Consider the following 26,479-nt stretch of genomic DNA (forward strand, 5'->3'; position numbering starts at 1 on the left):
CCTATGGAAAGAAATTGTAAAAACTGCTCTCAAATGATATACCTGGAACAGAATTTCTGTTCGCATTGTGGTGCAAAATGGTTGGAAAATCGCATTACCATGAAGCAAGTCGGTAATGATTTTGCTGACATGTATTTAGGTATAGACACCAAATTTGTACGTACGTTTCTTGATCTTTTTAGAAAACCAGAAGCTGTCATATTAGGTTATATGAATGGACGCCGTGTTAACTACATGGATGCGATGAGGTATTTATTACTAGCTCTTTTTTTAACTGGTATTTACACTTTTGTTTTAAAGAACACAGGAGCTTTTGACCAAATACTAGCATCCCAACAAGAGGCTTACTCGCAAATGAATTACAGTCCTGAGCAAATGGAAATGACCAATAAGTTTAATGACGAATTTGGGAAATACGCATTTGATTTTCAAGGATTCTTCTTATTACTCACTATTCCTTTTCTAGCATTAATAGCTAGAATTACCTTTTGGGGAAAACGCTATTTTAATTTTACAGAACAGATGGTTTTCTATATGTATGCATATGGCCACTCTGTAATTGTGACAACTCCTTTTACCATTTTAACCGTACTTATTTTCCCTCAGGCGGTAATGTACGTAGGGTTTGTTGGATTTCCCTTACTGATTATTTACGTTATATATTGTTACAAAAGGTGTTTTAAACTAAATAATCAATCTATAATTTTAAAAGCTCTCATCTCTGTTATAGTAAGTATAACACTTATGATAGTTGCAGGTATTATACTTGGAATACTGGGTATATTAATAGGTCTAGTCCTAAAAGCAACTGGTGTAGTCTAAGCCACTTCTTGCTGTAGAAATTGTACTTCATAAAGATTTTTGTAGTAACCATTTTCTTTTTGAAGCAACTGGCTGTGCGATCCTATTTCTACTATCTCTCCTGCATCCATCACGATAATTTTATCTGCTTTTTTGATGGTTGCGAGTCTATGAGCAATTACTATAGAAGTGCGTCCTTTGGTTATAATGTCTGTCGCATCCTGTATCAACTGCTCGCTGTAAGCGTCTACAGAGCTTGTCGCCTCGTCTAAAATTAAGATACTAGGATTAGAAACATAAGCTCTTAAAAACGCTATTAACTGTCGCTGTCCAGAACTAAGCATCACTCCTCTTTCTTTTACATTATAATGATACCCATTAGGTAACGTCATTATAAAATCATGCACCCCTATTTTTTGAGCTGCCTTGATTACATCGTCTTCTGTTATATCTGGATTCTGTAGTGTAATATTATTCAAAATAGTATCTGCAAACAAGAATACGTCTTGTAGCACCACTGCTATTTGTGATCTAAGAGATGATAATTGGTACGCTTTCGCGGAAGCGGAATCTATCAAAATCTCTCCACTATTAATTTCATAAAAACGAGAAAGAAGATTTATAATAGTAGATTTTCCCGCACCTGTAGCACCTACAATAGCAACGGTCTCACCAGAGGCAACGGCAAAACTAAGGTTCTTTAAAACAAGCTCGTTATCTACATAACTAAAGTCTACATCTTTAAACTCTATATCACCTTTAAGATGTGCAGCAACTAGATCACCTTGATCTTCTATTTGAGATTCTGTATCTAGAATACCAAAAACACGATTTGCGGCCACCATACCCATTTGTAGCGTATTAAACTTATCTGCTATCTGGCGTAATGGTCTAAATAATTTTTGTGACAAATCAATAAACATGACTATAGTACCTATTTCTACAGCCATAGTTGTAGCCTCTGCACCTAGATTCATAACCACACCTATATACACTATAAGACCTATTGTTATACTAGAAGCCATCTCTGCAATAGGAAAGAAAATGGAATTGTACCATACTGTTTTTACCCACGCATTTCTATGTTTATCATTAATCTCTTTAAACTGCTCGTACTCTACTTTCTCACGATTAAAAATTTGTACGATTTTCATACCAGTAACTCGCTCTTGTACAAAAGAGTTCAAATTACTTACTTGGGTGCGCACTTCTTCAAAAGCCACTTTCATTGCTTTTTGAAACACGCGAGTAGCATACAATATAAAAGGCATCACTATCAACGCTATTAATGTCAACTTCCAACTAGAATAGGCCATGAAGCCAAGAACAACCACCATTTTCAACAAATCAGAAATGATAACAAATAGACCCTGAGAAAAAATACTTGCTATAGTTTCTATATCGCTTACCGCTCTAGTAACTAATTTACCTACGGCGCTTTTATCAAAATACTGCATCTTAAAACCCATCATGTGGGTAAAGAGTTTTACACGCAAATCTCGTATTACCTGCTGTCCTAACCAGTTAGCATAATAAATAAAACTGAGCTGTAGCAAAACATCAATGATTAAAACGGCTATCATCATTCCTATAACAGTCACAAAACCATCAAACTGACGAGGTATAATATGCTCATCTATAGAAACCTTAATTAAATAAGGCATTGCTATAGCGACTATTGCAATAAGGATAGCACTTAATGCTACAAAATAATAGGTAAGCTTATAAGGCTTAGTGTAAGAAAGTAGTCTTCTAAAAAGAGACAAGTTAAATGCATTACCTGTTGTAGATGCCATATTTATTTAAGTAAATGTTCTATAACAGAACGTAATTCTTTTTCCTTTTGTGTACCGATTACATATTGCTTATCGGCTGTTTTAATGTGTAGACCTATTGATCCTTTTACATTATATACTGTTCCATAAGAAGTCCAAAGTCTAATACCCCAGCCTCCTATAAAACCATAATCAATGACCTGAGCCTTATCTAGATCTCTCCAATAAAATTCTTTTTTTACAAACGGACTATAGAGCACTGTGATTTTCTCATGGGTAATAACCGTGGTCATTTTAAGTGTTAAAAATAAAACCAAAATGACAACAGGTAAAATACTTGGGATAATTTTATCAATAGCAAGTTGATTTAAAAGATCTTCTGACGAGTTAAACTGTAAAATAGGAATAAGAAACAAGCTTATAACAATTAACCACAACCACCACTGATCAAATTTTTGAGTTTCTTTATAAAGGATTTTTTCCATTATAAAAACAGTTCTTCAGGATAATGAATTTGTGTAAGAAATAAACCTGCTGCTGGCGCACTTGCCCCTGCATTGCTTCTATTTTTTGAAGCAATAATTTTATGCATGTCCTCTACCGTTTTTTTACCGTAACCTACATCTAGCAATGTCCCTACTACTGCCCTTACCATGTTACGCAAAAATCTATTTGCCGTAATATGAAAAATCACCTTGTGTTCTTTAAATTCAAAACGCGCTTCTGTCAGGTCACAAATAAATGTATTCACGTCTGTATTAGTTCTTGAAAAACACTCAAAATCTTTATATTCTAGAAGAATATCTGCTGCTTTTTGCATCAACTCAAAATCTGGTTTTCTAAATAACACATAAGCCTGATTTACATCAAATGGATTAGGCCTCAACAAAAAATGATATTCATAAGAACGTTTATAAGCATGGAATCGTGCATGTGCTTTGTCGGTAACTGGTTTTATGTCATAAACAGCTATATCTTTAGGCAACCATCTATTGAGACGGTATACTAAATGCTCGATATCGATCTCTCCATCATAAATAAAATGAGCGACCATATATGCAGCATGTACACCAGCATCTGTTCTTCCTGCTCCTTGAATGGCTATTTTCTCACGCAACATTTTTTGCAAACCATCTTCTAGCACTTCTTGCACCGTAATACTTTGAGGCTGTCGTTGCCAGCCGTGATAAGCTGTGCCATCATAGGCTAGTTCTATAAAATAACGTGGTTTATCTTGCATCGCTACAAAGATAAGAGGAATGAATATGAAATTGATTCTGAAATCCCATGAGAATTCAAATTAACGGTAGCTATTTGCTTATTAAATTTGCGATATGAAAATATTACTCCTTTCTGACACGCACAGTCATATAGATGATTTTATAATTAAATACATAAAACAAGCTGATGAGGTGTGGCATGCTGGCGATATAGGAGATCTAAACGTTACCGATCAAATTGCTGCATTAAAACCACTGCGTGCTGTTTATGGAAATATAGACGACGATAAAGCAAGAATGCAGTTTCCTTTAAACAATAGATTTATTTGTGAAGGGATGGATATATGGATCACTCACATAGGTGGTTACCCTGGGAGGTATAATCCTAAAATACGAGAAGAGTTGTATGCAAATCCGCCGCAGGTTTTTATATGTGGCCATAGTCATATTTTAAAAGTGATCATGGATAAAAAGATTCAATGCTTACACATGAATCCTGGTGCTATAGGAATGCATGGTTTTCATAAAAAACGTACCATGTTGCGATTTGAAATAAATAATGGAAAGATTTCAAATCTAGAAGTTATAGAAAAAGATCGATAATGGAATTAAGCAAAAAAACTGGAAGCAAAGCTTCCAGTTTTTCACACAAACCAACTTTAAAATATTACCCCTAATTTTCGTTTTGGCTGGTTGTGTGTTTCAATAAAAAACTCTTTTCATAATTCAATTCTTGTTAAAAAACACAAGGTTGGAATCAACAAAAATCTTACAGAAATAAAGTTAACTTAATGCTTTTATAATTTTCACCCTATTACATAACTGTAGGTGATTATTAAATAACTGTTACATCTCTAGATCGAGTGTTACAGTTGTTCCATTACTAGCATGATGGATTCTAAGCGCCTTTTCAGGGTCGTATCCTAAAAATGATAAGCGTTCTCGGACGAGTTGTGTCCCTTTTGATATATGACGCTTGTTTTTAGAAAGACTCACATTTCCTATACCATTATCGCTTATTACACAACGATAATGATCTTCATCTATTCTTGAGAATTCTATTTCTAAAATAGGAGATTCTATTCTAGATGGAAATGCATGTACAAATACATTTTCTACAAATGGCTGCAACACCATATTAGGTATACTCGTTTGCGATAATGACAGTTCTTTATCGACATTAAAAAGAATAGAAATACGATCATCAAAACGTGCATTTTCTAATTCAGTATAACTCTTCAAGTATGCTATTTCTTCTTCTAGAGTTATAAACTGTTTGTCACTATTATTTAAATTGGCTCTCATTAACCCTGCAAAAGTCCCTAAGTATTTCATTGCACGATCGTTCTCACTATTACTAATAAAATACTGTACTGAATTAAGTGAATTAAAAACAAAATGCGGATTCATTTGCGATAATAGTGCCTCTAATTTTACTTCTTCTACACGCTTAGTAATAGTTTCTCTCTCTTCTGAAAGTTGTTTTGCACCTTTTCGCTTTAAGCTAAAGTAGGTGTATAAAATTCCTATAACGATACTAAAAAACAAAATTATAAACCAAGAGCTTTGATAAAACGGATCGTTAACAGTAAAATTAATTATAGATTTTTGAAACATAGCACCAGTAGATGCGTCTTCTATCTTTACTTGAATATCATAAAAAGAAGGCTGTAAATAAGGCAAATCAATTACAGCTCCTTTTATGGAAATCCAGTCTTCGTCCTCTTTAATTCGATAACTGTACTGTAATTTTTCAGGAAATGGATGTTGATTGGTAGCAAGTGTTAACTGTATGGAGTTTTGATCATAATCCAGACTGGACTGTTTTATTCTCAATGGTTGCACTACACCATTCACTTTAAAGTCTATAATTTTTAAACTTTCCACTCTATTAGGCTTATCTAAAATATCTAATAACGCTATTTTAAACAGCCCGTGATCACTACCTAAAAACAAAGTATCATTTTTTACCATACCACTGGTTACTTTATGATCTAAGCCTTGTTCTTTATCTATAAAAATCTCTTTATCATCTTTGTACAACACCACACCTTTTGAGGTGCCTATGACAACCCAATCATGAAATGAGCTTAGAAAAGTGATCGTATTACCATATGTAGAATTACGGCTGATCTTTTTAACACGAAAAAGTATCGTGTCTTCCACTATAAAAACGTCGCCATCTTCATTAGAGATTGCTAATCTAGCATCACCTAATCTAGTTATATGTCGCAAGCGCTTTTCTTGCCACAACTCGTTTTTTACATAAGAGGTGAATACACCATTTTGATATGCATACAAGCCACTAAATATAGATGTGAAATAAGTTTTATCCTTTTGTTGTACGCTACCTACCACATGACCAGGGTTATTCACATCGGCCAGATTATCAAAATATGTGTACGATAACCGTTCTAACTTATCATAAACTCGTGAACCATGATAGAAATTAGTCTCTATTAAATTACCTGAATCTGTAAAATTAAATTCTAGAGTATGTAGTGGCATATACCTAACCAGCTCTGCCTTTTTATTAAACACATATAACCCAATAGAAGTATTTACCCAAACCTGTTCTTCACTCGTTTTTAAACCATAGAAAACAATGTTTGCAGCAGGTGTATCGTAATCTAATTCATAGAAAAAGTCTTTATGCTTAGGCAGTTGCTCTGGATGAGTTTTTGCAAATTCTGATTGCCATTCTTTAAACCTAGATGCTTCTATAGTAGTCTTTCCTATTTGTAAACCATCATTATACAGGTAAGCATTTTTTTCTTCTAGATGTGCTAGATCTATCACACTCTCGTGTGACACATTTTCAAAACGTAAGGCTTCATTTAAGTAAACTTCATACATTCCATGATCTAGTGTACCTATGAATAAGCGATCTACCTCTTGGTCATATTGTAAACTAGTTACTTGCGTGCTTTCGACTCCATAATCCTTGTTCTTATTATTAAAACTTCCGTTCTCCCATTTATATATCCCTCCATCGTTTTGATAAATACCCCATGCCGCTGCATAAAATAAATTATCAGCCACTGCATAATCCCAAAGGATAGAACTTTCTATTTCTAAGGCCTTGTTATAAACGCCTGGCTGTACAACGCTATCTAGACTTATTTTTTTATAGAATTCTTTACCGCTTAAAAACAATTGTCCACGATAGACTTGTGCCGCATAAAGCTGACTTTCATCTGTAATTTGAGACAGATTAAAGGTGGCACCATTTTCTTGAACCTTAAACACCCCTTGTAAATAACTTACCGCATACACCTCACTTTCTATCAAGAAAAAATCTTGAATTCTAAAACTATCCTCGCTGGATATTTTAGGTTTTAAGTTTTTAACTAGCTTACCGTTTTTAATATTTATAATCGCGATACCATCACTAGTTCCTACATACAAATAGGAGTCGTGAATCATTAATTGAGTCACCTCCAGATGTACTAATTGATCATTATATTCATACTCTTTAATGACACCTTTTCTATAAGTAGATAACCCTTTTCCATAACTACCTATCCACAAGGTACGATCCTTACTTTGTGCAACCGACCAAATGTTATTTTGTGCTAGTCCATCTTCTTTATAATAGGTTGTAAACTGATTATTATACTTGCGCACTAGCCCATTATCAGTACCTATCCACAAAGCACCGTCATCCGATTTAAAAAGGCAGCGCACCGCATTATTAGGCAACACATTTTGTTCTGTATAAGAAACAGATGGATGCCTTTGCCCTAAGACACTTATAGTAAAGAATAAAAAAATCAGACAATTAGATAGCTTCACTGATGCGGCTTAAGAATAATTTCAACTTACGTTCTGCTACTTTTAACGTGTCACCATTAATTAATGTTACCTCACGATCTGTTTTGGTAAATTTATGCACCGCGTTTAAATTAATAATGTGACCATGGTGGATTCTAAGAAAATAAGAATCTGGAAGACAATCTTCTATTCCTTTTAGCGAACTAGTAACCAACTTATTACTGCCATCTTTAAAGTACAACTGACTGTAATTACCTTCGGCAGCGATGTGTACTAACTCTTTAATAACTACAACTTCAAAACCTGTTGTAGTATTAAAAACAATACGTTTTTTCTCTTGTTGTCCTTCTATATACTCTGCAAAGACGTCAAATTTTTTGAGTATAGCTTTTTTATTCTCTTTAGACTTTTTATACCTCTCGATTGCCTCATGCAGCTGCACAGGGTCTACCGGTTTCAATAAATAATGTAACGCACTGCACTGAAAAGCTTTAATCGCATATTGATCAAAAGCAGTTACAAAAATGATTTCAAAATCTATATTCTCAAAATAATTAAACAATTCAAAACCGTCTTCTTCGGGCATTTGAATATCTAGAAACACTAGATCTACCTTATGCTCTCGTATAGCTTTAACACCTTCTTTTACAGAAGAGCAACTATCTTTAAGCTGGTATTGATCGCCCAGTTCTTTTTCTAATAAATTATGGAGCAATGACCTTCCGTGAGATTCGTCATCAATGATTATAACATTTATCATGCTTTAAATGTAGCAAAAAGAGGGATTAAACATTACTTATTACTGGTTGTTTATTTTAATCTAGAATCAGGATTCTTTAAAAAATGTTTATTTGAGATTCGCTTTCGCGAAAGCGGAACAGTAAAATTTACATGAAAAACAAAAACCTGCAAGGTGGCGCCCTGCAGGTTTTTTCACTAATATTACTAAGTTTATTGCGTTTATCTTAATCGATCAGCAGATTTTACAAGCTGTTCATCCTTTCTTATTGCCTTGTTAGCCAAGACAAGTAAAACGATAGATAGGATAGGAATGAACATCCCAATGCCTTTCTCAGAAACCGCCGTTTCTCCAGACATCATTAGCGCTCGATATACATAAACACCTAGTATAAAAAGGTTTAATAACAAATTTAAACGGTTAACCACTGTTTGTAACTGTCTGTTTTTAAATAAAAACATCGCAACTACCGACATTAACGCGCTCACTGTAAAGATACCAAAGTAAAGACTTTCATCCATACCTACAAACTCATTTCCTTCTCCATCATTAAAATGCTCTACTACCCAAATAAGTCCACCAGAGACTATTGCGGCTAAAAGTAAATAAATGGTCTGTATGCGTTGTATCATTACTGCTATTTTTCAAAAGCAAAGCAAAAATAGAACATAACAAGCAAAAAGAACAACAGATATTAATTTTTTAATGTATCATTGCAATGCTATTAAGGTAACTTACTCTTTATAGGTTATCTAGCAGTTTAAAATTTTTCTGATAAATTTTGAACTTTCTTTTCCCCCTGATAACAAATTATATATATCATAACGATACATGTTTCAAATAGCTGATTTAAAATCTAAAAAACTTCCTGAGTTACAGGAAATCGCAAAAGGATTAAACGTTCCTAAATTCAAACAACTACGTAAACTAGATCTGGTTTATAAAATACTAGATCTACAAGCAGCAAATCCAGACGTTGTAAAAAGCCTAGATATTGAAACAACACCAGCTCCTGTAAAAGAAGAAGCTAAAGAAAAGGTTGAAAAAGTTGTAAAGGAAAAGCCAGCTGCCAAAAAGCCTGCTGTAAAGAAAGAACGCAAACCTAGAGTCTCTAAGAAAGAAACAAAAAAAGAAACAAAATCTGAAGAAAAAGAAGATTTTGAAATAACTGAAGAAACTCTTAAAGGACGCAAAGATCCTAGCAAACCTAATCCTAGACCTAGGCCTAGAAAAACGGCTAAGAAAACTGTTAAGGAAACTAGCGATACTGCAAAAGACACTACAGACACATCTTCTAAAAAGACTGCAGATACTGCAGACTCTAAGAAAGATACTGCTGATACAAAAAACGACAACCGTAACAACGGTCGTCAAAAAAACACACGTAGCAATAACACTCAAAATAATGTTCCTAAAGGAAACAAAGACACTCGCAACCGTTACCGCGATCCTGACTTTGAATTTGATGGAATAATAGAGAGTGAAGGTGTTCTAGACATGATGCCTGACGGTTATGGTTTCCTACGTAGTAGTGACTATAATTACCTAGCCAGTCCAGATGATATTTATGTATCTCAGTCCCAAATTAGACTTTTTGGCCTTAAGACAGGTGATACAGTTTTAGGTATGGTACGCCCTCCTAAAGAAGGAGAAAAGTATTTCCCTCTTATAAAAATATCTCAAATTAATGGTCTAGACCCTAAAGTAGTGCGTGACCGTGTTTCTTTTGAGCATTTAACACCATTATTCCCTGAAGAAAAATTTAACCTAGCAGACAGACGCGCTAGTATTTCTACTCGTGTGATGGATCTTTTTGCTCCTATAGGTAAAGGACAGCGTGGTATGATCGTGGCGCAACCTAAAACAGGTAAAACCATGTTACTTAAGGATATTGCAAACGCTATTGCAGCAAATAATCCTGAGGTTTACCAGTTGATCTTATTAATAGATGAGCGCCCAGAAGAAGTAACAGACATGCAGCGCAATGTAGATGGAGAGGTAATCGCTTCTACATTTGACAAAGAAGCTCATGACCATGTAAAAGTGGCAAACATAGTTCTTGAAAAAGCAAAACGTATGGTAGAATGTGGTCACGATGTAGTGATCTTACTAGATTCTATAACACGTTTAGCACGTGCTTATAACACGGTACAACCAGCTAGTGGTAAAGTACTTTCTGGTGGTGTAGATGCAAATGCATTGCACAAGCCTAAACGTTTCTTCGGTGCGGCACGTAACATAGAAGGCGGTGGTTCTCTTTCTATTATAGCAACTGCTCTTACAGAGACTGGTTCTAAAATGGATGAGGTAATCTTTGAAGAATTTAAAGGAACTGGTAACATGGAACTGCAACTGGATAGAAACATTTCTAACCGTCGTGTATTCCCTGCTATCGACCTTACCTCTTCTTCTACACGTCGTGATGACTTATTGTTAGACGAGCAGACTATGAAACATATGTGGATCTTACGCAAGTATCTTGCAGACATGAACCCTGTAGAAGCTATGGAATTTATCTCTCAAAAAATGAAGCAAACTCGCAATAATGAAGAGTTTCTTGCAACTATGAATGAGTAATTCTAGAACATAATTCATGATGCCCTACTTTACGGTGGGGCTTTTTTTATACTCGCTTTCGCGAAAGCGGAATCCCTACAAATCTTACAGAAATATCTAACTTTGCGATTCTTATAACCCTTCAAAAATGACGGCTATAATTACTCTCACAAAGATTTAACATTATAAAATACGTTACTACACAATGAGCAACGATTCATCTCGTTTGCTCTTTTATATCCTATCAAATGAAATACATATTATTATCTCTAGTACTGGCAATAAGCTTTACTATACAAGCACAAGATTCTAACCAGGCAGAAACCTCTATAGACGCACAGTTTAAACAACTGTTAGATGATTCTAATAACTTTAAGGAATACAAAGTTGTTAAAGAGACCGACATCAATAAATTACGCAAAAATGCTAATGAAAGTATTCAAAAGCTTAATGAGAACATAACCTCTCTAGAGAGTTCTATAGTTACTAAGGATAATAGAATTACCACCTTAGAAAATGAACTTGCTGGAATTAACACAGAACTAAGCGAGGTAAATGCTGAAAAAGATTCTATGAATTTTTTAGGCATACAGACCAATAAAGGTTTTTATAATACTGTAGTATGGTCTATCGTAGGTTTACTTGCCTTCTTATTTATTTTTATGAGTCTACGTTTTAAAAACAGTAACGCTACTACAAAGGCTGCAAATAAACAGCTAGCTACTACTGAAGAAGAACTAGAAGACCTAAGACGTAAGTCTATAGAAAAAGAACAAAAACTAGGCAGACAGTTACAAGATGAACGTAATAAGTATGCTAAACTTAAAGGAGATAAATAATTTTATTTCCCTAATTCTAAATCCCCATTAAATTTATTTTTAATGGGGATTTAATTTTCAGAACATCTTTTACTTGCTCTTTATAAAGACGTTAAACCTTTCTCAACTCACAGTTTTTTAAGAAAAAGCACTTATTTCTATTTGTATCTTTAATAAAAAACTAACGACCATGGAAAATGTAAAAACAGAACAATACCTCAACTCTTTATTAGAAAAAACATATGATGCACAACGTGGGTATGCAAATGCCGCTGAAGTTACAGAGCACGTACAATTAAAGAGATGGCTAGCACAACAAGGTGCAAGACGTACAGAATTTGCAGCTGCACTTGCTGGAGAAATGAAGGGAATGAATGAAAACCCTAAAAATGACGGCTCTTTTGCTGGTGACATGCACAGAGGCTGGATGAATATTAAAGCCGCTTTAAGTCTTAATAAAGACGAGTCTGTATTAGAAGAATGTCTTACTGGTGAGAAATCTGCAATAGAAGAATATGATCAAGTGCTAGAACATAGAGGTGAATTACCTCCTACTATTGTTTCAGTTCTAGAAGCTCAAAAAGACGAAATACAAGCAACAGTTAATGAAGTAAAAACTTTAGAAGATTTTGCTCACGATCATAACTTATAGATGACACATACTTTAAGAAACCGCTCTACGAGCGGTTTTTTTTTGCTCTTAAAATTGAATTTAACTTATTTTAACAGTTGCTGATTTATTACTATAAGTACCTTGGTCACTTGAACCAATTCAATTACTTATGAAATTAACTAAATTTCTAGTACCAGCACTATTTCTAGCTGCCTTCATATCTTGTAAAAACGATACGCAAGAGAATAAAGAAGAACAAAGCGACACTAACGACATTTCCATACCTTTTGAAAGACACACTCTAGAAAACGGGCTTACCGTTATTTTTCATGAAGATAAATCTGATCCAGTAGTAGCAGTCGCACTTACTGCCCATGTAGGTAGCGCAAGAGAAAAAACAGGTAAAACAGGATTTGCCCATTTATTTGAACATCTATTATTCTTAGAATCAGAAAATTTAGGTAAAGGTGGACTCGATGAAATGAGTGCTAGAATAGGTGGCTCTGGAGCAAATGGTTCTACGAGTCGTGATGTGACTAACTATTTTCAGACTGTTCCTAAAGATGCTTTAGAAAAAATGATTTGGGCCGAAGCAGATAAACTAGGTTATTTCATAAACACAGTTACAGAACCTGTACTAGCCAAAGAAAAGCAAGTAGTAAAAAATGAAAAACGTCAGAGTGTTGATAACAATGCTTATGGACATGAATCTTATGTAATCGGTAAAAACCTATATCCAGAAGGACATCCATATAACTGGCAAGTGATAGGTTCTCTAGAAGACCTTCAAAATGCATCGTTACAGGATGTAAAAGATTTTTATAATGAATGGTACACACCTAATAATGCCGTACTAACTATTGCTGGAGATTTTGATAAAAAACAAGCTCTAGAATGGGTAGAAAAATACTTTGGCGAAATTAAGAGAGGTAAAACTGTAGAAAAAACGATTGTAGAACCAGTCGTATTAACTCAAACCAAGAAATTATATTTTGAAGATAATTTTGCCCAAACACCTAGACTGGCTATGACATGGCCTACTGTACCTAGTTATGACAAAGATTCCTATGCTTTAGATATTTTAGGGACTTACCTTTCTAACGGTAAGAAAGCTCCTTTGAACAAGGTAATAATAGAAGAAGATCAGGTTGCAGATCAAGCATATGCGTATAGCTATACTACAGAACTTGCTGGACAATTCGGCCTGGTGGCGAGAGCCTATGACGGTAAAGATCTAGACAGCGTTCTAAGTAGTGTAAACAAGGCAATGGCGTTATTTGAGAAAGATGGTATTTCCCAAAATGACTTAGATCGTATTAAGACAAGTCAAGAAACAGATTTCTATCAAGGTTTATCAAGTGTTTTAGGTAAAGGATTTCAACTTACACAATATGAAATTCTAGCTGGAGACGCTGGTTTCTTAACTCAAGATGTTAAGAACATGCAAGCAGTTACTATAGAAGATGTAAAGCGTGTATATGAAACTTATATAAAAGGTAAAAACTATGTAATGACCAGTTTTGTCCCTAAGGGAAGTATCGATCTTGCAGTAAACGAATCTACCCTTGCTCAAGTAGCTGAAGAAAAAATAGTAGATGGTGCCGAAGAAACCTTTGACGCTAGTATAATTGCTACTTATGAACGCACACCATCTAGCTTTGAAAGAACAGAGCCTAAATACGGTCCTGCACCTCAACTAGCTATTCCTGATGTTTACACAGAAACTTTATCTTCTGGTATTGAAGTATTAGGTATAGAAGACAATGAAGTACCTCTAGTACAATTACAGTTAGAAGTAAAAGGAGGCATGCTGTTAGAAGACATTAAAAAAATAGGTGTTTCAAATATGCTAGCAGACTTAATGAACAAAGGTACAGCAACCAAAACACCTGCTCAACTAGAAGAAACTATAGATCAACTAGGTGCAAACATTACCATCTATTCTGGCAACCAAAGTATAGCCGTAAACGCTAGCTCTTTATCGCGCAATTATAACGAGGTAATGAGTCTGATAAATGAAATGTTATTAGAGCCTCGATGGGATCCAAAAGAATTTGATTTAATTAAACAACAAACTCTCAGCCAGATACAACAACAAAAAGCAAGCCCAAGAGCTATCGCTGCAAATGAGTTTGATAAATTAATCTATGGAGAAGATCACATTCTGGCGCAAAACAATTTAGGCTCTAAAGCAAGCGTAGAAAATATAAGTCTTGATGACTTAAAAGAATACTACAACAGTTACTTATCGCCACAACTGGCCAGTTTTAAGATAGTAGGAGATGTTAATAAGGATCAGGTAACTACTTCTTTAAGTACTTTAAATAGTAAGTGGACTAAGAAAGAAGTAACCTTTCCAGAATTAGCGACAGTAAAAACACCAGAAAAATCTAGCATTTATTTTTATGATGTTCCTAATGCAAAACAATCTATTCTTAGTTTCGGATATCCAGCGATACCATCTACCGATCAAGATTTTTATAAAGTACAAGTTCTAAATTACCGTTTGGGCGGTGGCGGATTTGCATCTCAACTTACACAACAGTTGCGTGAGGGCAAAGGATACACTTATGGGATAAGATCAAGTTATAGTGGCTCACCATTATCAGGTATATTTAGTGTGAATAGTGGCGTTAGATCTAATGTAACTTATGAATCTACAGCACTCGTAAAAGACATTTTAAATAATTACGGTAATAATTTCAATGATGAAGACCTACAAGTAACTAAAAGTTATATGATTAAATCTAGCGCTAGATCATTTGAATCTCAAGGTGCAAAATTAAGCATGCTTTCCAATATTCAAGAAGATGGACTGCCAGTGGACTACGCTCTTAAACGTCAAGAAGTGGTAAAAAACTTAACCTTAAAAGACATTAAAAAACTTGCTAATAAATATATCACACCAGATCATATGATTTATTTAATAGTCGGTGATAAAGCAACCCAATTTGATAAACTAGAAAAACTAGGTTACGGAAAACCTATTTTGATTAACTAGCAAACATTATTTAACTAACAAAAGGCTCTCTAAATTAATTAGAGAGCCTTTTTTAATGCTTTAGATTGAGAAATAAAGCTCAAATAGAATCAGCATTACCGCTATAATAACTTTTTAAAGACTGTGAAAGAATTGCATTAATAAAACATGCACGTAGCTCTAGCTTAAATAAACAACGCGGGCTAGTTCGTATTTTAAAGGTCTATTAAAATCTATTGCATAAAAAAGTCCCAATCTACTATGTCGATTGGGACTTAACTTATTCATAAAGAATCACTTCTTATTTTTCGTTTTCACTTAGTACGGCAACATCATTACCTAACATAGCAAAGAACTTATCAAGATTAGGCATGATGATAATTTGAGTTCTACGGTTTTTTGCCATGTTCTCTTTATTATCATTTGCTACTATAGGATCATAACTTGCTCTACCGGCAACTATTAATTGATCTGGAGCAACACCAAATTTCTTCTCTAATCTTCTAACAATAGCAGCACTTCTTTCAGTACTTAAATCCCAGTTATCTTTAATATAACTACCACCTTTTACCGTACGGCTATCTGTATGTCCTTCTACTAGTACCTCAAGAGATGGTTCTGACTTCACAACATTTGCGATACGTGCAAGAATATCATCTGCGTCATTACCTACTCTATAACTACTATCCTTAAAAAGAAGGTCGTCATCTATGTTAATCATCACTACAGTTTCTTCGATAGAAACTTTTAAATCATCACTGTCTTGTGCCCCTATGTTTTTTGAGATATTATGAGCAATAGCAATATTTAAAGAATCTTTTAAAGTTGTTGCACCAGCTAGTTTTGAAGCAGGAACATCTTTAAGAGTCTTGCGCATCGCATTTTTATTATTCTCAGACAGTACCAGTTCTCCGTTAGGAGTGCTCACCATCATACCATCTTTTTCTGTTTTAAGAGAAGCGATTTTTGTATTGTATCGTTCTACACGCATTTCTATTTGCGCCATTTTACCTTCTAGATCTTCTTTTTCTACTTGCGTTTTTTGTAGTTCAGATCTTGTGTTGTTGTAATTAGCTTCTAATTCTGTGTATTTCTTTTTTGATACACAACTCGCAAGAATAGTTGCAGCAGTTACTGCGAGGATTAAGTTTGACTTTTTCATAATAGGATATTTGATTATTTGTTGCGGCTAAGTAACGGAACTACTTTTCACCACAGTCTTTTTAATATCCTATGCTTTTGTTAAAGAGTGTAAGCATTATGTTAATAGAACTGATAAACAGATACTTACAAATAAAAATAATGTTTTTAGTTATGTTAAAAAATTATGACTTGTTAAGATAATTTATAGAAACACTTACTTTTTTATATAATAATACTCTTTTTAACAAGAATATATTTTTAGTAAATCCGCTTTCGCGAAAGCGAAACAGAAATAAATCTAAAACACCTTAAATCTAGCACCGAAAACCATATTTACCTGATAGAACCAGAAACTCTGACTAGCAGAATCTGCCTCATCCATAGTAGTTCTAACATCTGGCAAATTGATATAACCACCTTTTAATTCACTTTGTACAAAGAAATATTTTAAAAAGGTCAACTGTATACCACCTACCGCATTAACACCATACCCAGAAACATGAAACTGATCGTAACGTTGTTTGTCTAATAGTCTGGTATTAGTTTTAGGAACTAAAACTCCTGTTTCTAAACCGAATAAAGTATTCAATTCAAAATTTCTGTATTGAAAAAGATCGTCGTGACGTCTTAATCCAACATTCACATAATTTAAACCATCTGTGTGTTCAAAGGTTAAGAAAGTAGGTTCTAAAACTATAGCCTCATTATTATATACACCATTATATAAGGAATTGGTATCGTTGATAAAACCGTTAATATTAACCGTCTGGTTCTCTGCAACCACATATTTCATATGATCTATACCTAAGGAAATACTATAATTCTCTCTCACGTAGTACCCTATCCTAAAGTTATATTGAGGTATCGTAATAGATTCAGGGTTTAAATATTTACCAGGGTCAAAATCACTTTGCCTGTCGTATGCTTGGACATTATCTAGAGTAAAATCATATCCATCTCCTTTAAAAGTGATATCACTATCACTGTAACCAGAAAGGTTCCAACCCCAGTATACATAAAAGTCACCTTTTTTAACTCGTGAGTTATTAGTTTTTAAAGAATCTTGAGCATTAACGCTACCAACTACAGTTAATAAAAATAAAATACGGACTAGGTTATTCACTATGTATATTTTGAGATTACAAAAGTAATTCTAATTCTATGCATAGATTAATTTTCACATAGAATATTAATATACTGTTATAAAAAACTAAATCGAGAATTATTTTCTATATTTTTAATCATCCAAAATTCAAAGTTATGAGTAATTATCACATAAAACATTTAGAAGAATACTGGCAGGTATATAGAAAATCGGTGAGGCACCCAGAACATTTTTGGGAAGAAGTGGCTGAAGAACATTTTTTATGGCGCAAGCGATGGGACAAAGTTCTAGAATGGGATTTTAATACACCTATCGTAAAATGGTATGATGGCGCACAACTTAATATAACAGAAAACTGTCTAGACAGACATCTAACTACTCGCGGTAATAAAACTGCTATTCTCTTTGAACCAAATGATCCTAACGAACCTGCACAACACATCACTTATACGGAGTTGCATGAACGCGTATGTAAATTTGCAAATGTTTTAAAATCTCAAGGTGTTCAAAAGGGAGATAGAGTATGTATTTATCTACCGATGATACCAGAATTAACGGTCGCATTACTAGCGTGTGCGAGAATAGGCGCTGTACACTCGGTAATATTTGCTGGATTTAGTGCAACCGCAATAGCATCGCGTATTAACGATTGTGATTGTAAACTAGTTATATGTAGTGATGGTAGTTATCGCGGTAAGAAAGTACTAGATCTTAAATCACTAGTGGATAAAGCGTTGGAAAATTGTGATGTTGACACGGTACTTGTGGTTAACAGAACTAATAATGATGTTAATATGAAGGAAGGACGTGACCAATGGATCGCTCCTTTACTAGAAAACGCTAGTGCAGACTGTCCAGTAGAGATTATGGAAGCCGAAGATCCTCTTTTTATTCTCTACACTTCAGGATCTACCGGTAGACCTAAAGGTATGTTACATACTACGGCAGGCTATATGGTGTACACTGCTTATACTTTTAAGAATGTATTTCAATATAGAGAAAATGATGTTTACTGGTGTACGGCAGATATAGGCTGGATAACTGGGCACAGTTATATAGTATATGGACCATTATGTAATGGTGCAACTTCTGTAATGTTTGAAGGAGTACCTTCTTACCCAGATTATGGTAGGTTCTGGAATATAGTAGAAAAACATAAGGTAACTCAGTTTTATACAGCTCCTACAGCAATAAGAGCACTAGCCAAAGAAAAAATAGAATTCACCTCTCAATATGATTTGAGCTCACTTAAAGTTTTAGGTACCGTAGGAGAACCTATTAATGAAGAAGCATGGCACTGGTATAATGAAAATATAGGGAAGAAAAAAAGTCCTATAGCCGACACATGGTTCCAGACAGAAACTGGAGGTATCATGATAAGCCCTATTCCCTACTCTACTCCTACTATCCCAACATTTGCAACATTACCATTACCTGGTGTACAACTAGCATTAATGGATGATAATCGTGAAGAGATTAAAGGAAACCAAGTAGAAGGTAAATTGTGTATTAAATTTCCATGGCCATCTATGGCACGTACTATATATGGTGATCATAACCGTTATAGAGAGACCTACTTCAGCGCATATGATAATATGTATTTTACTGGTGATGGTGCTTTAAGAGATGCGGTAGGTTATTATAGAATCACTGGTCGCGTAGATGACGTGATTATAGTAAGTGGTCATAATCTAGGTACCGCTCCTATAGAAGATGCTATAAATGAACATCCAGCTGTTGCAGAAAGTGCTATAGTAGGTTACCCACACGATGTTAAAGGAAATGCTCTTTATGGTTATATCACCTTAAAAGAGACAGGTGAAAAAAGGAATCAAGAAAATCTTTACAAAGAGATCAACGATATGATTACTTCTAGAATAGGTCCTATTGCAAAATTAGACCTCATACAGTTTACTGTGGGACTTCCTAAAACACGTAGTGGTAAGATTATGCGACGCATTTTAAGGAAAATTGCACATCAAGAATCGGATCAATTAGGTGATATTTCTACTTTAATAAATCCAGAAGTAGTAGAGAGTTTAATTGAAGGCTGTCTGGTTAAATAAATCACTCGCCATTTAAACATGGATCCTGTTATAGAGCAAAACATAAATTATGAGAAAAATCTTTACAGCTATAATCATCGCTATATTTATATCTAGCTGCGTTCAAATTAAAACTAACGATACATCTATTTCTAGTTCACAAGATGTGGAAGAGGTAGAAGTTTTAATACAGAATATATTTGACGACATATGGTCAGACCATAAAGCAGAAGTTATTTCAAAATATCATACAGATGATTTTCTACTATTAGAACATGGAGAAGTATGGAATAATGATACGATTGCTAACTGGTGTAAAATGGCTGCAATGAGAGACAATGGTTCTAAACGTATCAACAACTTTGAGCGTATAAGTGCAAAGCAAGATGGTAATAAAATATGGCTGGCTTATCACAACTATGCTACTATAACAAAGGACTCCATGGAGAGAAATCTGAGCTGGTTAGAAAGTGTAGTTGCTGTAAAAAAAGATAGTATTTGGCAGTTAGAACTTATGCATTCTACTCGCAATACTAAAAATTAAAAGTGTACTTTAAACAAAATTTTAAAAACCAAAAAGCCCCAAGAGATTCAACTCTTGGGGCTTTTAAATATTTTAAAAAATCATTATTGTTTTATATCTGTAACATCTTTCATTTGTAAATTATTATTAAACTCTAACGTTCTTATCGGGAACGGTATGTTAATACCATCTTTATCAAATGCTTTCTTAATACCTATTACAGCATCACTTAAAGCAATATGCTTTTGTTTAGCTTTTTTTGCATCTACCCAAAAACGCAACATAAAGTTGATGCTACTATCACCAAATTCATTATAGAAAAACTCTACCTCTTCATTGCCTTGTTGTTTAAACATGCCATCTATAGTATCTGTAGCTAGTTTTTTCACTGCCTCTAAATCACTTTCATAACCTACTCCACACTCGAGAGTTATTCTCATACGCGGTGTAAGTGTCCAGTTTTTCATGGGATTATCTATAATCGTTTTATTAGGAATAATAACTAGATTATTATCTGCCTGTTTGATCATAAATTTATCTAACTGTATTTCCATAACCTCACCAGAAAAATCTGTAGTTTCTATCCAGTCACCTACTTTAACTTGCTTACGGAATGAAAGCACAATACCACTTATAATATTGGACAAAGATCCTTGCAACGCGAGACCTATAACCAGTCCAGAAATACCAGCACCAGCAATTATACCTTGTACCGCATCATTTAACTGCAATACACTCATAGCTATAAAAATACCTCCTAATACAACGATAATTGCTACCGCTTTACCTGCAAGTCTTTTTACACTTTTTTGTGCCTTGTTGCCTAAAAGTTTGCGTACTCCTTTATCTACATATTTAGAAATAAAATAAGAAATTATAAGTACAATGATTGCAATTCCTAAATTAGGTAGCAATCGTACAAAAGAATTGTACCAGCCTGTTAACTGTCCCCATATTAAGGCACCGCTATCTTTTAATTCTGGTAAATTCTTTGCTGCTTCTTCGGTCTGTTGTAATAATATCATAGATTCAAATCTAGCACTATAATAAAACTAACCCATATCTATTAACATGGTTTAACTACTTTATATCATTTTTAAGATCGTTTTTGTAATTATTATTACATTTATTTAACTTTTAAATAAGAAAACCGCAATAATCATTCTTTCCTATAATATTTTACTAACCTAGATAGCTAGATATTGCACTCTCACTTTTTAATAACTTGTATCTTTATCACATGAAAAACATTATAATTACTCTTATCATATCTTTATCTTTCTTCTCTTGTAAAAACAAAGAGGTTTTAGAATCATTCTCCACCATAAGTGAAAATCAGCTATTAGAGAATGACACTTTATTAGCATCTAACCTATCGTTAATGTCACAAATCGAAAATAAAGCGATGGCACAACCAGATAAATTTGCTCAAATCTACAGTCAGTCTTTAGAATTTCATGATAAGGTTACTACGCTGGATAGCCAGCTAAAAGAGGTGATCAATACCATTCATGACTATATAGGTGAAAAAGAAGATTATTCAAAAATGAGTAAAAACTTAAATGACTTATTATTTAATAAAGACGGTACACCAGCTGCAACAGGCGATAAATTAATGAATGCATTAACTGATTTCAACACGACTACACAAGACCAACTTTTCTTTTATCCGAAGGCAGAAAAACTAATGCAACAACATTTTACTACTGCAACTGTAAATAATCATGAAGGAAAAGAAATCTCTTACCTAGACTATCATTTTAAAGGGTATCCAGCTATTGCTTCTATCGCAAAAATAACAACCCTTCAAAATGACGCCTTACAGACAGAAAATCAATTCTTAAGAGAATTAATAGAAAATCTAGAACACTAAAAAACACCAGCTTTAAAATCATCTATAATTCCCTAAAGACTATCTTTGCAAAATGGAACATAAAGCAGGATTTGTAAACATAGTAGGTAACCCTAACGTAGGTAAAAGTACGTTAATGAATTCACTGGTAGGTGAACGTCTATCTATTATCACATCAAAAGCACAGACCACACGTCACCGTATTTTAGGTATTGTAAATGGAGAAGATTTTCAGGCCGTAATTAGTGATACACCAGGTATTATAAAACCAGCATATAAACTTCAGGAGAGTATGATGGAGTTTGTAAAAAATGCTTTTGAAGATGCTGATTGTATTCTTTATATGGTAGAACTGGGCGAAAAAGAATTAAAAAATGAGGCTTTTGAAAAAAGACTCACCTTTGCTGAGGTTCCTGTGTTTGTTATTATTAACAAAATAGATCAAGGAGACCCAGAATCACTCGCTGCTGCTTTAGAACACTGGAAAGAAAGACTACCCAATGCAGAGATTTTTGCCATCAGTGCATTAAAAAACTTTGGTGTTCCAGAATTACTTACTCGCATTGTAGAAACACTTCCTGCTTCTCCAGCATTTTACCCTAAAGACGCTTTAACTGATAAACCAGAACGCTTCTTTGTTAATGAGAGCATCAGAGAGAAAATCTTGATTCACTATAAAAAGGAAATTCCTTATTCTGTAGAAATTGATACAGAAGAGTTTTTTGAAGATGAAAAAATCATCAGAATACGCTCTGTAATCATGGTAGAACGCGAGACACAGAAAGGAATCATCATCGGCCATAAAGGGACTGCTATTAAACGTGTAGGTACTGAGGCTAGAAAAGATTTACAGAAATTCTTCGGTAAACAAGTACATATCGAGTTGTATGTAAAAGTGAATAAAAACTGGCGTAGCAACGAGAAACAGTTGAGACGTTTTGGATATAAAGGTGATAATAAATAAACAATCACACTTTACAATCTCATTAATAAATCCCTTACAGCAGTAGTTGTGAGGGATTTTTTTGTCTTGTTCCGCTTTCGCGAAAGCGGAATTCCAACAAAATAATAAAAAAGTTCCAACTCTTAGACAACCTTTTTAAAACACTCTCGTCTTTATAAGTAGAAAGCATGTAAATTGTGAAAGTGATCCAACTATATACCAACGAGAAAAAGCTGATTCAAAAAGCTGCTCGAGGAGACAGAAAGTCCCAAAAGCATCTTTTTGATAAACACGCACCTAAGATGCTGAGTGTGTGCCGTCAGTATATCTCGCAAGTGGAGACTGCTGAAGAAATCATGTTAAATGGCTTTTTCAAAATCTTTACAAAATTAGACAGCTTTTCTCACGAAGGCAGCTTTGAAGGCTGGGTGCGTAGGATTATGGTTAGAGAGTGTATCGATCACTTGAGAAAGAAAGATCCATTTAAATTTAAGGACGAGATCGATGAAGAAAAAATAGGTTGTGAAGATAATAACGAAGAAGAATCTAACCTACCTCTAGACCTTATACAAGAATGTGTAGATAACCTTCCTCATGGATATAAGAGCGTTTTTATAATGTATGCCATTGATGGTTTTAAACATAAAGAGATCGCACAGACTTTAAACATAAGTGAAAACACCAGCAAAACACAATACCGCAAAGCAAGATTAATGCTGCAGGTAGAAGTACAACAAATAAGAAAGCAACGCTATGAAGCTTAATAATATAAAGAATTCTTTTAATAATCGCGAGATAGAACCTAGCGCTAGCGCCTGGGATCAACTTGCATCACGATTAGATCAAGAAGAAAAGAAAAATAAAAGACCAGTCATTTTTTATCTCAGTGTTATTGCGGCTATCTTAATTTTAGGATTGGTTTTATATCCGTTTTTTAATGGCAACACGTCAACTCCTGACAGTAATGAAAACACGATAGTTTTAGAAGATGTAAATTCTATTAATGAAACTAACTTTAAGAATAACGAGCTAGCTATAGAAAGCAAACTGAATCTTGAAGAAAATACAGAGAACTCTCCAGTGAAAAGTGTAATCAACAACACTACCCCTACTACTGAGTCAGAAAAAAGAAAACAAAAAAGATCTTCTCTAGTTGCTAGCGTTTCTAAACCAAGTGAAAATACGCAGTCAATAACTAAAGAATCTAATATAAAGGAAATAAGAACAAATTCCACCATTGAAGACAGTAGCATCAATCCTTTATTATCAAATCCTATAGCACAAATAACACCTAAGAAACTTACTGCCGAAGAAGAAATGGAATTGCTTTTAAATGAAGCGATGCAAAATACTCCCAAGACAGTAATTGCAACTAAAGAATACAATATAGACCAACTGGTGCGAGAAAGTGAATGGGATCTAGAGGCAGATAAACGCAATAAAGTTAACAACGCCATCTTTAACCAACTAGGCAAACTTAAAAACGAAGCTCTTACACTTATTAGTAAGAAATAATAATCCCTTTTTAAAATTTAAAAAACAGCTGTTTTAAACAACGGACAGCCACACTTATATCTAAAAACCACTATTATGAAAACAAATCAACTATTATTCATCACAGTGATACTCATGATTATCACGACCTCCATCTCTTATGCTCAAGAAAACGCAAATGAAAATTATGTTCCCATTGAAAAGAGACTGGACGCCGAAATACTTAAAATGAGAGAACAAGCGATTGAACATGAAGAAAAGCAAAAAGAAAAGCTTAAAAATAAAATTGAAGAAATAAATAAACTATTAGATAAAAATGAAATATCTAACGGAGAAGCTAAAATACAGAAAAAAGAAGCTGCCGAAAATGCAGCTCAAGGTATCATTGCATACCAACAATTAATGGAAGCTAAAATAGACTACATGAGAGCAAGAAATGTAGTAGAAAAAAGCGGCCAATGGGTAGAACTAAACCCTATAGACTACGAGGTAAAGATTTTTAACAAGCGCAATAGAAAGTATAAAAAATATCACCGAACAGATTTTAATCTTATAACGGGATTTGGATACAATTACTGGAAAGGTGATGAAATAGGAATTAATGATTTTAGTTATAAAAACAATAATTTTTTTCAGGTAGGTCTTCAATTTTCTACACGATTAAATAAAGACAAAGGTTTATTAAGAGTGCAGTATGGACTAGATATGATCTTTCATTCTACCGAATTAAATGGCAACAGAGCAGTTACCATCGGCGGTTCTAACACAAACATCGAACCTATAGGTTTTGATGTTAAAAAGGCTCAATTCACTCAACTACAATTTGTAGCTCCATTTCACTTAGTAATAGGAGGAAGTAATCGTAAAGACTATGAAGATGGTCGTGTAAGATTTGATTATTACGACAATTGGGAATTCGGATTAGGTGGATTTGCAGGATTTAATGTTTCCTCAACTTTGAATTATAAATTTAAGCAAGACGGAAGAACGGTACGACAGGAAACTACAAATGCTTTTGACACTAATCCTTTTGTTTACGGACTTGATGCCTATGTTAGTAAAGGTTCCATCTCCTTGTTCGGTCGTATGAATTTAAATGATGTGTTTAAATCCGGATCTGTAGATGCGCAGTATGTGAGTTTCGGTATACGATTCCAATAGATTTTTTTTAATCTAGCCAGTAAAGTCCTTGCGTTAAATCGTAAGGGCTATTTTTAGTTTAAAACATATTAAATTTCAAATACATCTCTACCTATTATTAAGCGTCACTATACGTAACGCTTACTTTCAACTGCTGGCTCATTCTTTGTTGAATTTATAGAAGAAGATCTACTGTTACCATAATCAACTGATATTTTAGTACTAGTATCAACCTTGCTGTAAAGAAGAAGAAGAAGAAGAAGAAAGACTACGACAGAACTTTAGTTTTAAACTTTCACTCTACGTTGTGATATCAAGAAAGGCTAAATCATATTATTTAAAATATAAAAGAGCGTCGTTTTGATACCATCAATCACTGTATAGAAATATCCTCATAGATGGTTATCAGTTCTGCTTTCGCGAAAGCGGAACTTTCATAAAGTTAAACCATAAAATAAGACATAAAAAAAAACCTTTCAGAAAACTGAAAGGCTTTTAGATAATGATGTTGCTTTACAATTAAGCCATAGCATTCACTTGCTTTGTAAGCTTAGACTTAAGATTACCTGCTTTGTTAGCATGTATAACGTTATTCTTAGCTAACTTATCAAGCATAGAAGTTACTTCTGTAAGAAGCTTTTGAGCAGCTGTCTTATCTTCTGTTTCTTTTAATGCTTTGATTGCATTACGCGTAGTTTTGTGCTGATACTTATTTCTAAGTCTAGCTACTTCATTTCTACGAATTCTTTTTAAAGCACTTTTGTGATTTGCCATATCTTGTAAAACTTGATCCTTTTATAGATCGATTTAATTTGTAGCCCGTAGGGGAATCGAACCCCTCTTACATGGATGAAAACCATGCGTCCTAGCCGATAGACGAACGGGCCATTGCGTTTGCTCGTTTAAGCGGTTGCAAAGATAGTCCCTTTTTTTAATTGCGCAATAGAAAAATGAAAAA

At 34.1% G+C, this 26,479-nt stretch carries 23 protein-coding genes and 1 tRNA gene; 13 read left to right on the top strand and 11 right to left on the bottom strand.

What is annotated here, in order from left to right; all coding sequences use genetic code 11:
- The first annotated feature begins 33 nt into the window (after nt 1-33).
- On the top strand, nt 34-822 hold the full coding sequence (locus ABJF08_RS10730) for a DUF3667 domain-containing protein (protein ID WP_348116199.1): 789 nt from the start codon (nt 34-36) through the stop codon (nt 820-822).
- Here the strand turns inward: ABJF08_RS10730 and ABJF08_RS10735 are convergent.
- From ABJF08_RS10735 to truA, 3 genes are read right to left on the bottom strand one after another with little or no spacing between them, the layout of a single operon-like run.
- Nucleotides 819-2,597 (bottom strand): ABC transporter ATP-binding protein, encoded by a 1,779-nt coding sequence (locus ABJF08_RS10735; protein WP_348116201.1) that lies wholly within the window; start codon nt 2,595-2,597, stop codon nt 819-821. The genes ABJF08_RS10730 and ABJF08_RS10735 overlap by 4 nt on opposite strands.
- Nucleotides 2,598-2,599: 2 nt before the next feature.
- Nucleotides 2,600-3,061 carry a hypothetical protein gene (locus tag ABJF08_RS10740; RefSeq protein ID WP_348116202.1) on the bottom strand — a complete coding sequence of 154 codons (462 nt, stop codon included), beginning with the start codon at nt 3,059-3,061 and terminating at the stop codon, nt 2,600-2,602.
- Nucleotides 3,061-3,816 carry a tRNA pseudouridine(38-40) synthase TruA gene (truA, locus tag ABJF08_RS10745; RefSeq protein ID WP_348116203.1) on the bottom strand — a complete coding sequence of 252 codons (756 nt, stop codon included), beginning with the start codon at nt 3,814-3,816 and terminating at the stop codon, nt 3,061-3,063. The genes ABJF08_RS10740 and truA overlap by 1 nt, the downstream gene beginning before the upstream one ends.
- Before the next feature lie 94 nt (nt 3,817-3,910).
- Here truA and ABJF08_RS10750 point away from each other — a divergent pair, with 94 nt between their 5' ends.
- Complete coding sequence (locus ABJF08_RS10750) at nt 3,911-4,399, top strand: metallophosphoesterase family protein (protein WP_348116205.1); 489 nt, start codon at nt 3,911-3,913, stop codon at nt 4,397-4,399.
- A 243-nt stretch (nt 4,400-4,642) separates the two neighbouring features.
- Here the strand turns inward: ABJF08_RS10750 and ABJF08_RS10755 are convergent, their stop codons facing one another.
- From ABJF08_RS10755 to ABJF08_RS10765, 3 genes are all read right to left on the bottom strand, one after another.
- Nucleotides 4,643-7,591, bottom strand: coding sequence for a histidine kinase (locus ABJF08_RS10755; RefSeq protein ID WP_348116206.1), 2,949 nt, complete (start codon nt 7,589-7,591; stop codon nt 4,643-4,645).
- Nucleotides 7,578-8,330, bottom strand: coding sequence for a LytTR family DNA-binding domain-containing protein (locus ABJF08_RS10760; protein WP_348116208.1), 753 nt, complete (start codon nt 8,328-8,330; stop codon nt 7,578-7,580). The genes ABJF08_RS10755 and ABJF08_RS10760 overlap by 14 nt, the downstream gene beginning before the upstream one ends.
- Nucleotides 8,331-8,530: 200 nt before the next feature.
- Nucleotides 8,531-8,941: a DUF4293 domain-containing protein gene (locus ABJF08_RS10765; protein WP_104516039.1), complete on the bottom strand. Its 411-nt coding sequence runs from the start codon at nt 8,939-8,941 to the stop codon at nt 8,531-8,533.
- Between the two features lie 199 nt (nt 8,942-9,140).
- Here ABJF08_RS10765 and rho point away from each other — a divergent pair, with 199 nt between their 5' ends.
- The 4 genes from rho to ABJF08_RS10785 all read left to right on the top strand — a co-directional run bounded on the left by rho (nt 9,141) and on the right by ABJF08_RS10785 (nt 15,297).
- Nucleotides 9,141-10,886, top strand: coding sequence for a transcription termination factor Rho (gene rho / locus ABJF08_RS10770; RefSeq protein WP_348116209.1), 1,746 nt, complete (start codon nt 9,141-9,143; stop codon nt 10,884-10,886).
- Between the two features lie 227 nt (nt 10,887-11,113).
- The gene (locus tag ABJF08_RS10775; RefSeq protein ID WP_348116211.1) at nt 11,114-11,704 is read left to right on the top strand and encodes a hypothetical protein; all 591 of its coding nucleotides are present in this window, start codon (nt 11,114-11,116) and stop codon (nt 11,702-11,704) included.
- Nucleotides 11,705-11,873: 169 nt separating this feature from the next.
- Complete coding sequence (locus tag ABJF08_RS10780) at nt 11,874-12,335, top strand: PA2169 family four-helix-bundle protein (RefSeq protein ID WP_348116212.1); 462 nt, start codon at nt 11,874-11,876, stop codon at nt 12,333-12,335.
- Nucleotides 12,336-12,465: 130 nt separating this feature from the next.
- Nucleotides 12,466-15,297, top strand: coding sequence for a pitrilysin family protein (locus tag ABJF08_RS10785; RefSeq protein ID WP_348116213.1), 2,832 nt, complete (start codon nt 12,466-12,468; stop codon nt 15,295-15,297).
- 280 nt (nt 15,298-15,577) lie between these two features.
- Here the strand turns inward: ABJF08_RS10785 and ABJF08_RS10790 are convergent, their stop codons facing one another.
- Nucleotides 15,578-16,438, bottom strand: a complete 861-nt coding sequence (locus ABJF08_RS10790) for an OmpA family protein (protein ID WP_348116214.1) — start codon at nt 16,436-16,438, stop codon at nt 15,578-15,580.
- Nucleotides 16,439-16,717: 279 nt separating this feature from the next.
- Nucleotides 16,718-17,542, bottom strand: coding sequence for a hypothetical protein (locus ABJF08_RS10795; protein WP_348116215.1), 825 nt, complete (start codon nt 17,540-17,542; stop codon nt 16,718-16,720).
- Between the two features lie 137 nt (nt 17,543-17,679).
- On the opposite strand from ABJF08_RS10795, the gene acs reads away from it, so the two are divergent.
- On the top strand, nt 17,680-19,590 hold the full coding sequence (gene acs / locus ABJF08_RS10800; protein WP_348116216.1) for an acetate--CoA ligase: 1,911 nt from the start codon (nt 17,680-17,682) through the stop codon (nt 19,588-19,590).
- A 49-nt stretch (nt 19,591-19,639) separates the two neighbouring features.
- Nucleotides 19,640-20,113, top strand: coding sequence for a nuclear transport factor 2 family protein (locus ABJF08_RS10805; protein ID WP_348116217.1), 474 nt, complete (start codon nt 19,640-19,642; stop codon nt 20,111-20,113).
- An 83-nt stretch (nt 20,114-20,196) separates the two neighbouring features.
- Here the strand turns inward: ABJF08_RS10805 and ABJF08_RS10810 are convergent, their stop codons facing one another.
- Complete coding sequence (locus ABJF08_RS10810; protein WP_348116218.1) at nt 20,197-21,117, bottom strand: mechanosensitive ion channel; 921 nt, start codon at nt 21,115-21,117, stop codon at nt 20,197-20,199.
- A gap of 215 nt (nt 21,118-21,332) precedes the next feature.
- On the opposite strand from ABJF08_RS10810, the gene ABJF08_RS10815 reads away from it, so the two are divergent.
- The 5 genes from ABJF08_RS10815 to ABJF08_RS10835 all read left to right on the top strand — a co-directional run bounded on the left by ABJF08_RS10815 (nt 21,333) and on the right by ABJF08_RS10835 (nt 25,542).
- The gene (locus tag ABJF08_RS10815) at nt 21,333-21,965 is read left to right on the top strand and encodes a hypothetical protein (RefSeq protein ID WP_348116219.1); all 633 of its coding nucleotides are present in this window, start codon (nt 21,333-21,335) and stop codon (nt 21,963-21,965) included.
- 52 nt (nt 21,966-22,017) lie between these two features.
- Nucleotides 22,018-22,908, top strand: a complete 891-nt coding sequence (gene era, locus ABJF08_RS10820; protein WP_348116220.1) for a GTPase Era — start codon at nt 22,018-22,020, stop codon at nt 22,906-22,908.
- 182 nt (nt 22,909-23,090) lie between these two features.
- A complete protein-coding gene (locus tag ABJF08_RS10825) occupies nt 23,091-23,651 on the top strand; it encodes an RNA polymerase sigma factor (RefSeq protein WP_348116221.1) in 561 nt (186 codons plus the stop codon).
- Nucleotides 23,641-24,402, top strand: coding sequence for a hypothetical protein (locus ABJF08_RS10830; protein ID WP_348116223.1), 762 nt, complete (start codon nt 23,641-23,643; stop codon nt 24,400-24,402). Before ABJF08_RS10825 ends, ABJF08_RS10830 begins: the two co-directional genes overlap by 11 nt.
- Before the next feature lie 75 nt (nt 24,403-24,477).
- Nucleotides 24,478-25,542, top strand: a complete 1,065-nt coding sequence (locus tag ABJF08_RS10835) for a hypothetical protein (RefSeq protein ID WP_348116225.1) — start codon at nt 24,478-24,480, stop codon at nt 25,540-25,542.
- A 498-nt stretch (nt 25,543-26,040) separates the two neighbouring features.
- Here ABJF08_RS10835 and rpsT read toward each other — a convergent pair whose 3' ends face one another.
- Nucleotides 26,041-26,295, bottom strand: a complete 255-nt coding sequence (gene rpsT, locus ABJF08_RS10840) for a 30S ribosomal protein S20 (RefSeq protein WP_104516026.1) — start codon at nt 26,293-26,295, stop codon at nt 26,041-26,043.
- A gap of 41 nt (nt 26,296-26,336) precedes the next feature.
- Nucleotides 26,337-26,408: transfer RNA gene (locus tag ABJF08_RS10845), tRNA-Glu, on the bottom strand.
- Nucleotides 26,409-26,479 lie beyond the last annotated feature (71 nt).

It is taken from the genome of Nonlabens sp., from assembly GCF_039941875.1.
Lineage (GTDB): Bacteria > Bacteroidota > Bacteroidia > Flavobacteriales > Flavobacteriaceae > Nonlabens.

Bases quoted from the DNA above. Each gene is read 5' to 3' on its own strand.
- rho (WP_348116209.1), top strand. From the start codon at position 9,141: ATGTTTCAAATAGCTGATTTAAAATCTAAAAAACTTCCTGAGTTACAG.
- ABJF08_RS10735 (WP_348116201.1), bottom strand. From the start codon at position 2,597: ATGGCATCTACAACAGGTAATGCATTTAACTTGTCTCTTTTTAGAAGA.
- ABJF08_RS10775 (WP_348116211.1), top strand. From the start codon at position 11,114: ATGAAATACATATTATTATCTCTAGTACTGGCAATAAGCTTTACTATA.
- ABJF08_RS10730 (WP_348116199.1), top strand. From the start codon at position 34: ATGATATACCTGGAACAGAATTTCTGTTCGCATTGTGGTGCAAAATGG.
- ABJF08_RS10835 (WP_348116225.1), top strand. From the start codon at position 24,478: ATGAAAACAAATCAACTATTATTCATCACAGTGATACTCATGATTATC.
- ABJF08_RS10760 (WP_348116208.1), bottom strand. From the start codon at position 8,330: ATGATAAATGTTATAATCATTGATGACGAATCTCACGGAAGGTCATTG.
- ABJF08_RS10765 (WP_104516039.1), bottom strand. From the start codon at position 8,941: ATGATACAACGCATACAGACCATTTATTTACTTTTAGCCGCAATAGTC.
- ABJF08_RS10740 (WP_348116202.1), bottom strand. From the start codon at position 3,061: ATGGAAAAAATCCTTTATAAAGAAACTCAAAAATTTGATCAGTGGTGG.
- ABJF08_RS10810 (WP_348116218.1), bottom strand. From the start codon at position 21,117: ATGATATTATTACAACAGACCGAAGAAGCAGCAAAGAATTTACCAGAA.
- era (WP_348116220.1), top strand. From the start codon at position 22,018: ATGGAACATAAAGCAGGATTTGTAAACATAGTAGGTAACCCTAACGTA.
- ABJF08_RS10785 (WP_348116213.1), top strand. From the start codon at position 12,466: ATGAAATTAACTAAATTTCTAGTACCAGCACTATTTCTAGCTGCCTTC.
- acs (WP_348116216.1), top strand. From the start codon at position 17,680: ATGAGTAATTATCACATAAAACATTTAGAAGAATACTGGCAGGTATAT.
- truA (WP_348116203.1), bottom strand. From the start codon at position 3,816: ATGCAAGATAAACCACGTTATTTTATAGAACTAGCCTATGATGGCACA.
- ABJF08_RS10790 (WP_348116214.1), bottom strand. From the start codon at position 16,438: ATGAAAAAGTCAAACTTAATCCTCGCAGTAACTGCTGCAACTATTCTT.
- ABJF08_RS10750 (WP_348116205.1), top strand. From the start codon at position 3,911: ATGAAAATATTACTCCTTTCTGACACGCACAGTCATATAGATGATTTT.
- ABJF08_RS10815 (WP_348116219.1), top strand. From the start codon at position 21,333: ATGAAAAACATTATAATTACTCTTATCATATCTTTATCTTTCTTCTCT.
- ABJF08_RS10805 (WP_348116217.1), top strand. From the start codon at position 19,640: ATGAGAAAAATCTTTACAGCTATAATCATCGCTATATTTATATCTAGC.
- rpsT (WP_104516026.1), bottom strand. From the start codon at position 26,295: ATGGCAAATCACAAAAGTGCTTTAAAAAGAATTCGTAGAAATGAAGTA.
- ABJF08_RS10830 (WP_348116223.1), top strand. From the start codon at position 23,641: ATGAAGCTTAATAATATAAAGAATTCTTTTAATAATCGCGAGATAGAA.
- ABJF08_RS10780 (WP_348116212.1), top strand. From the start codon at position 11,874: ATGGAAAATGTAAAAACAGAACAATACCTCAACTCTTTATTAGAAAAA.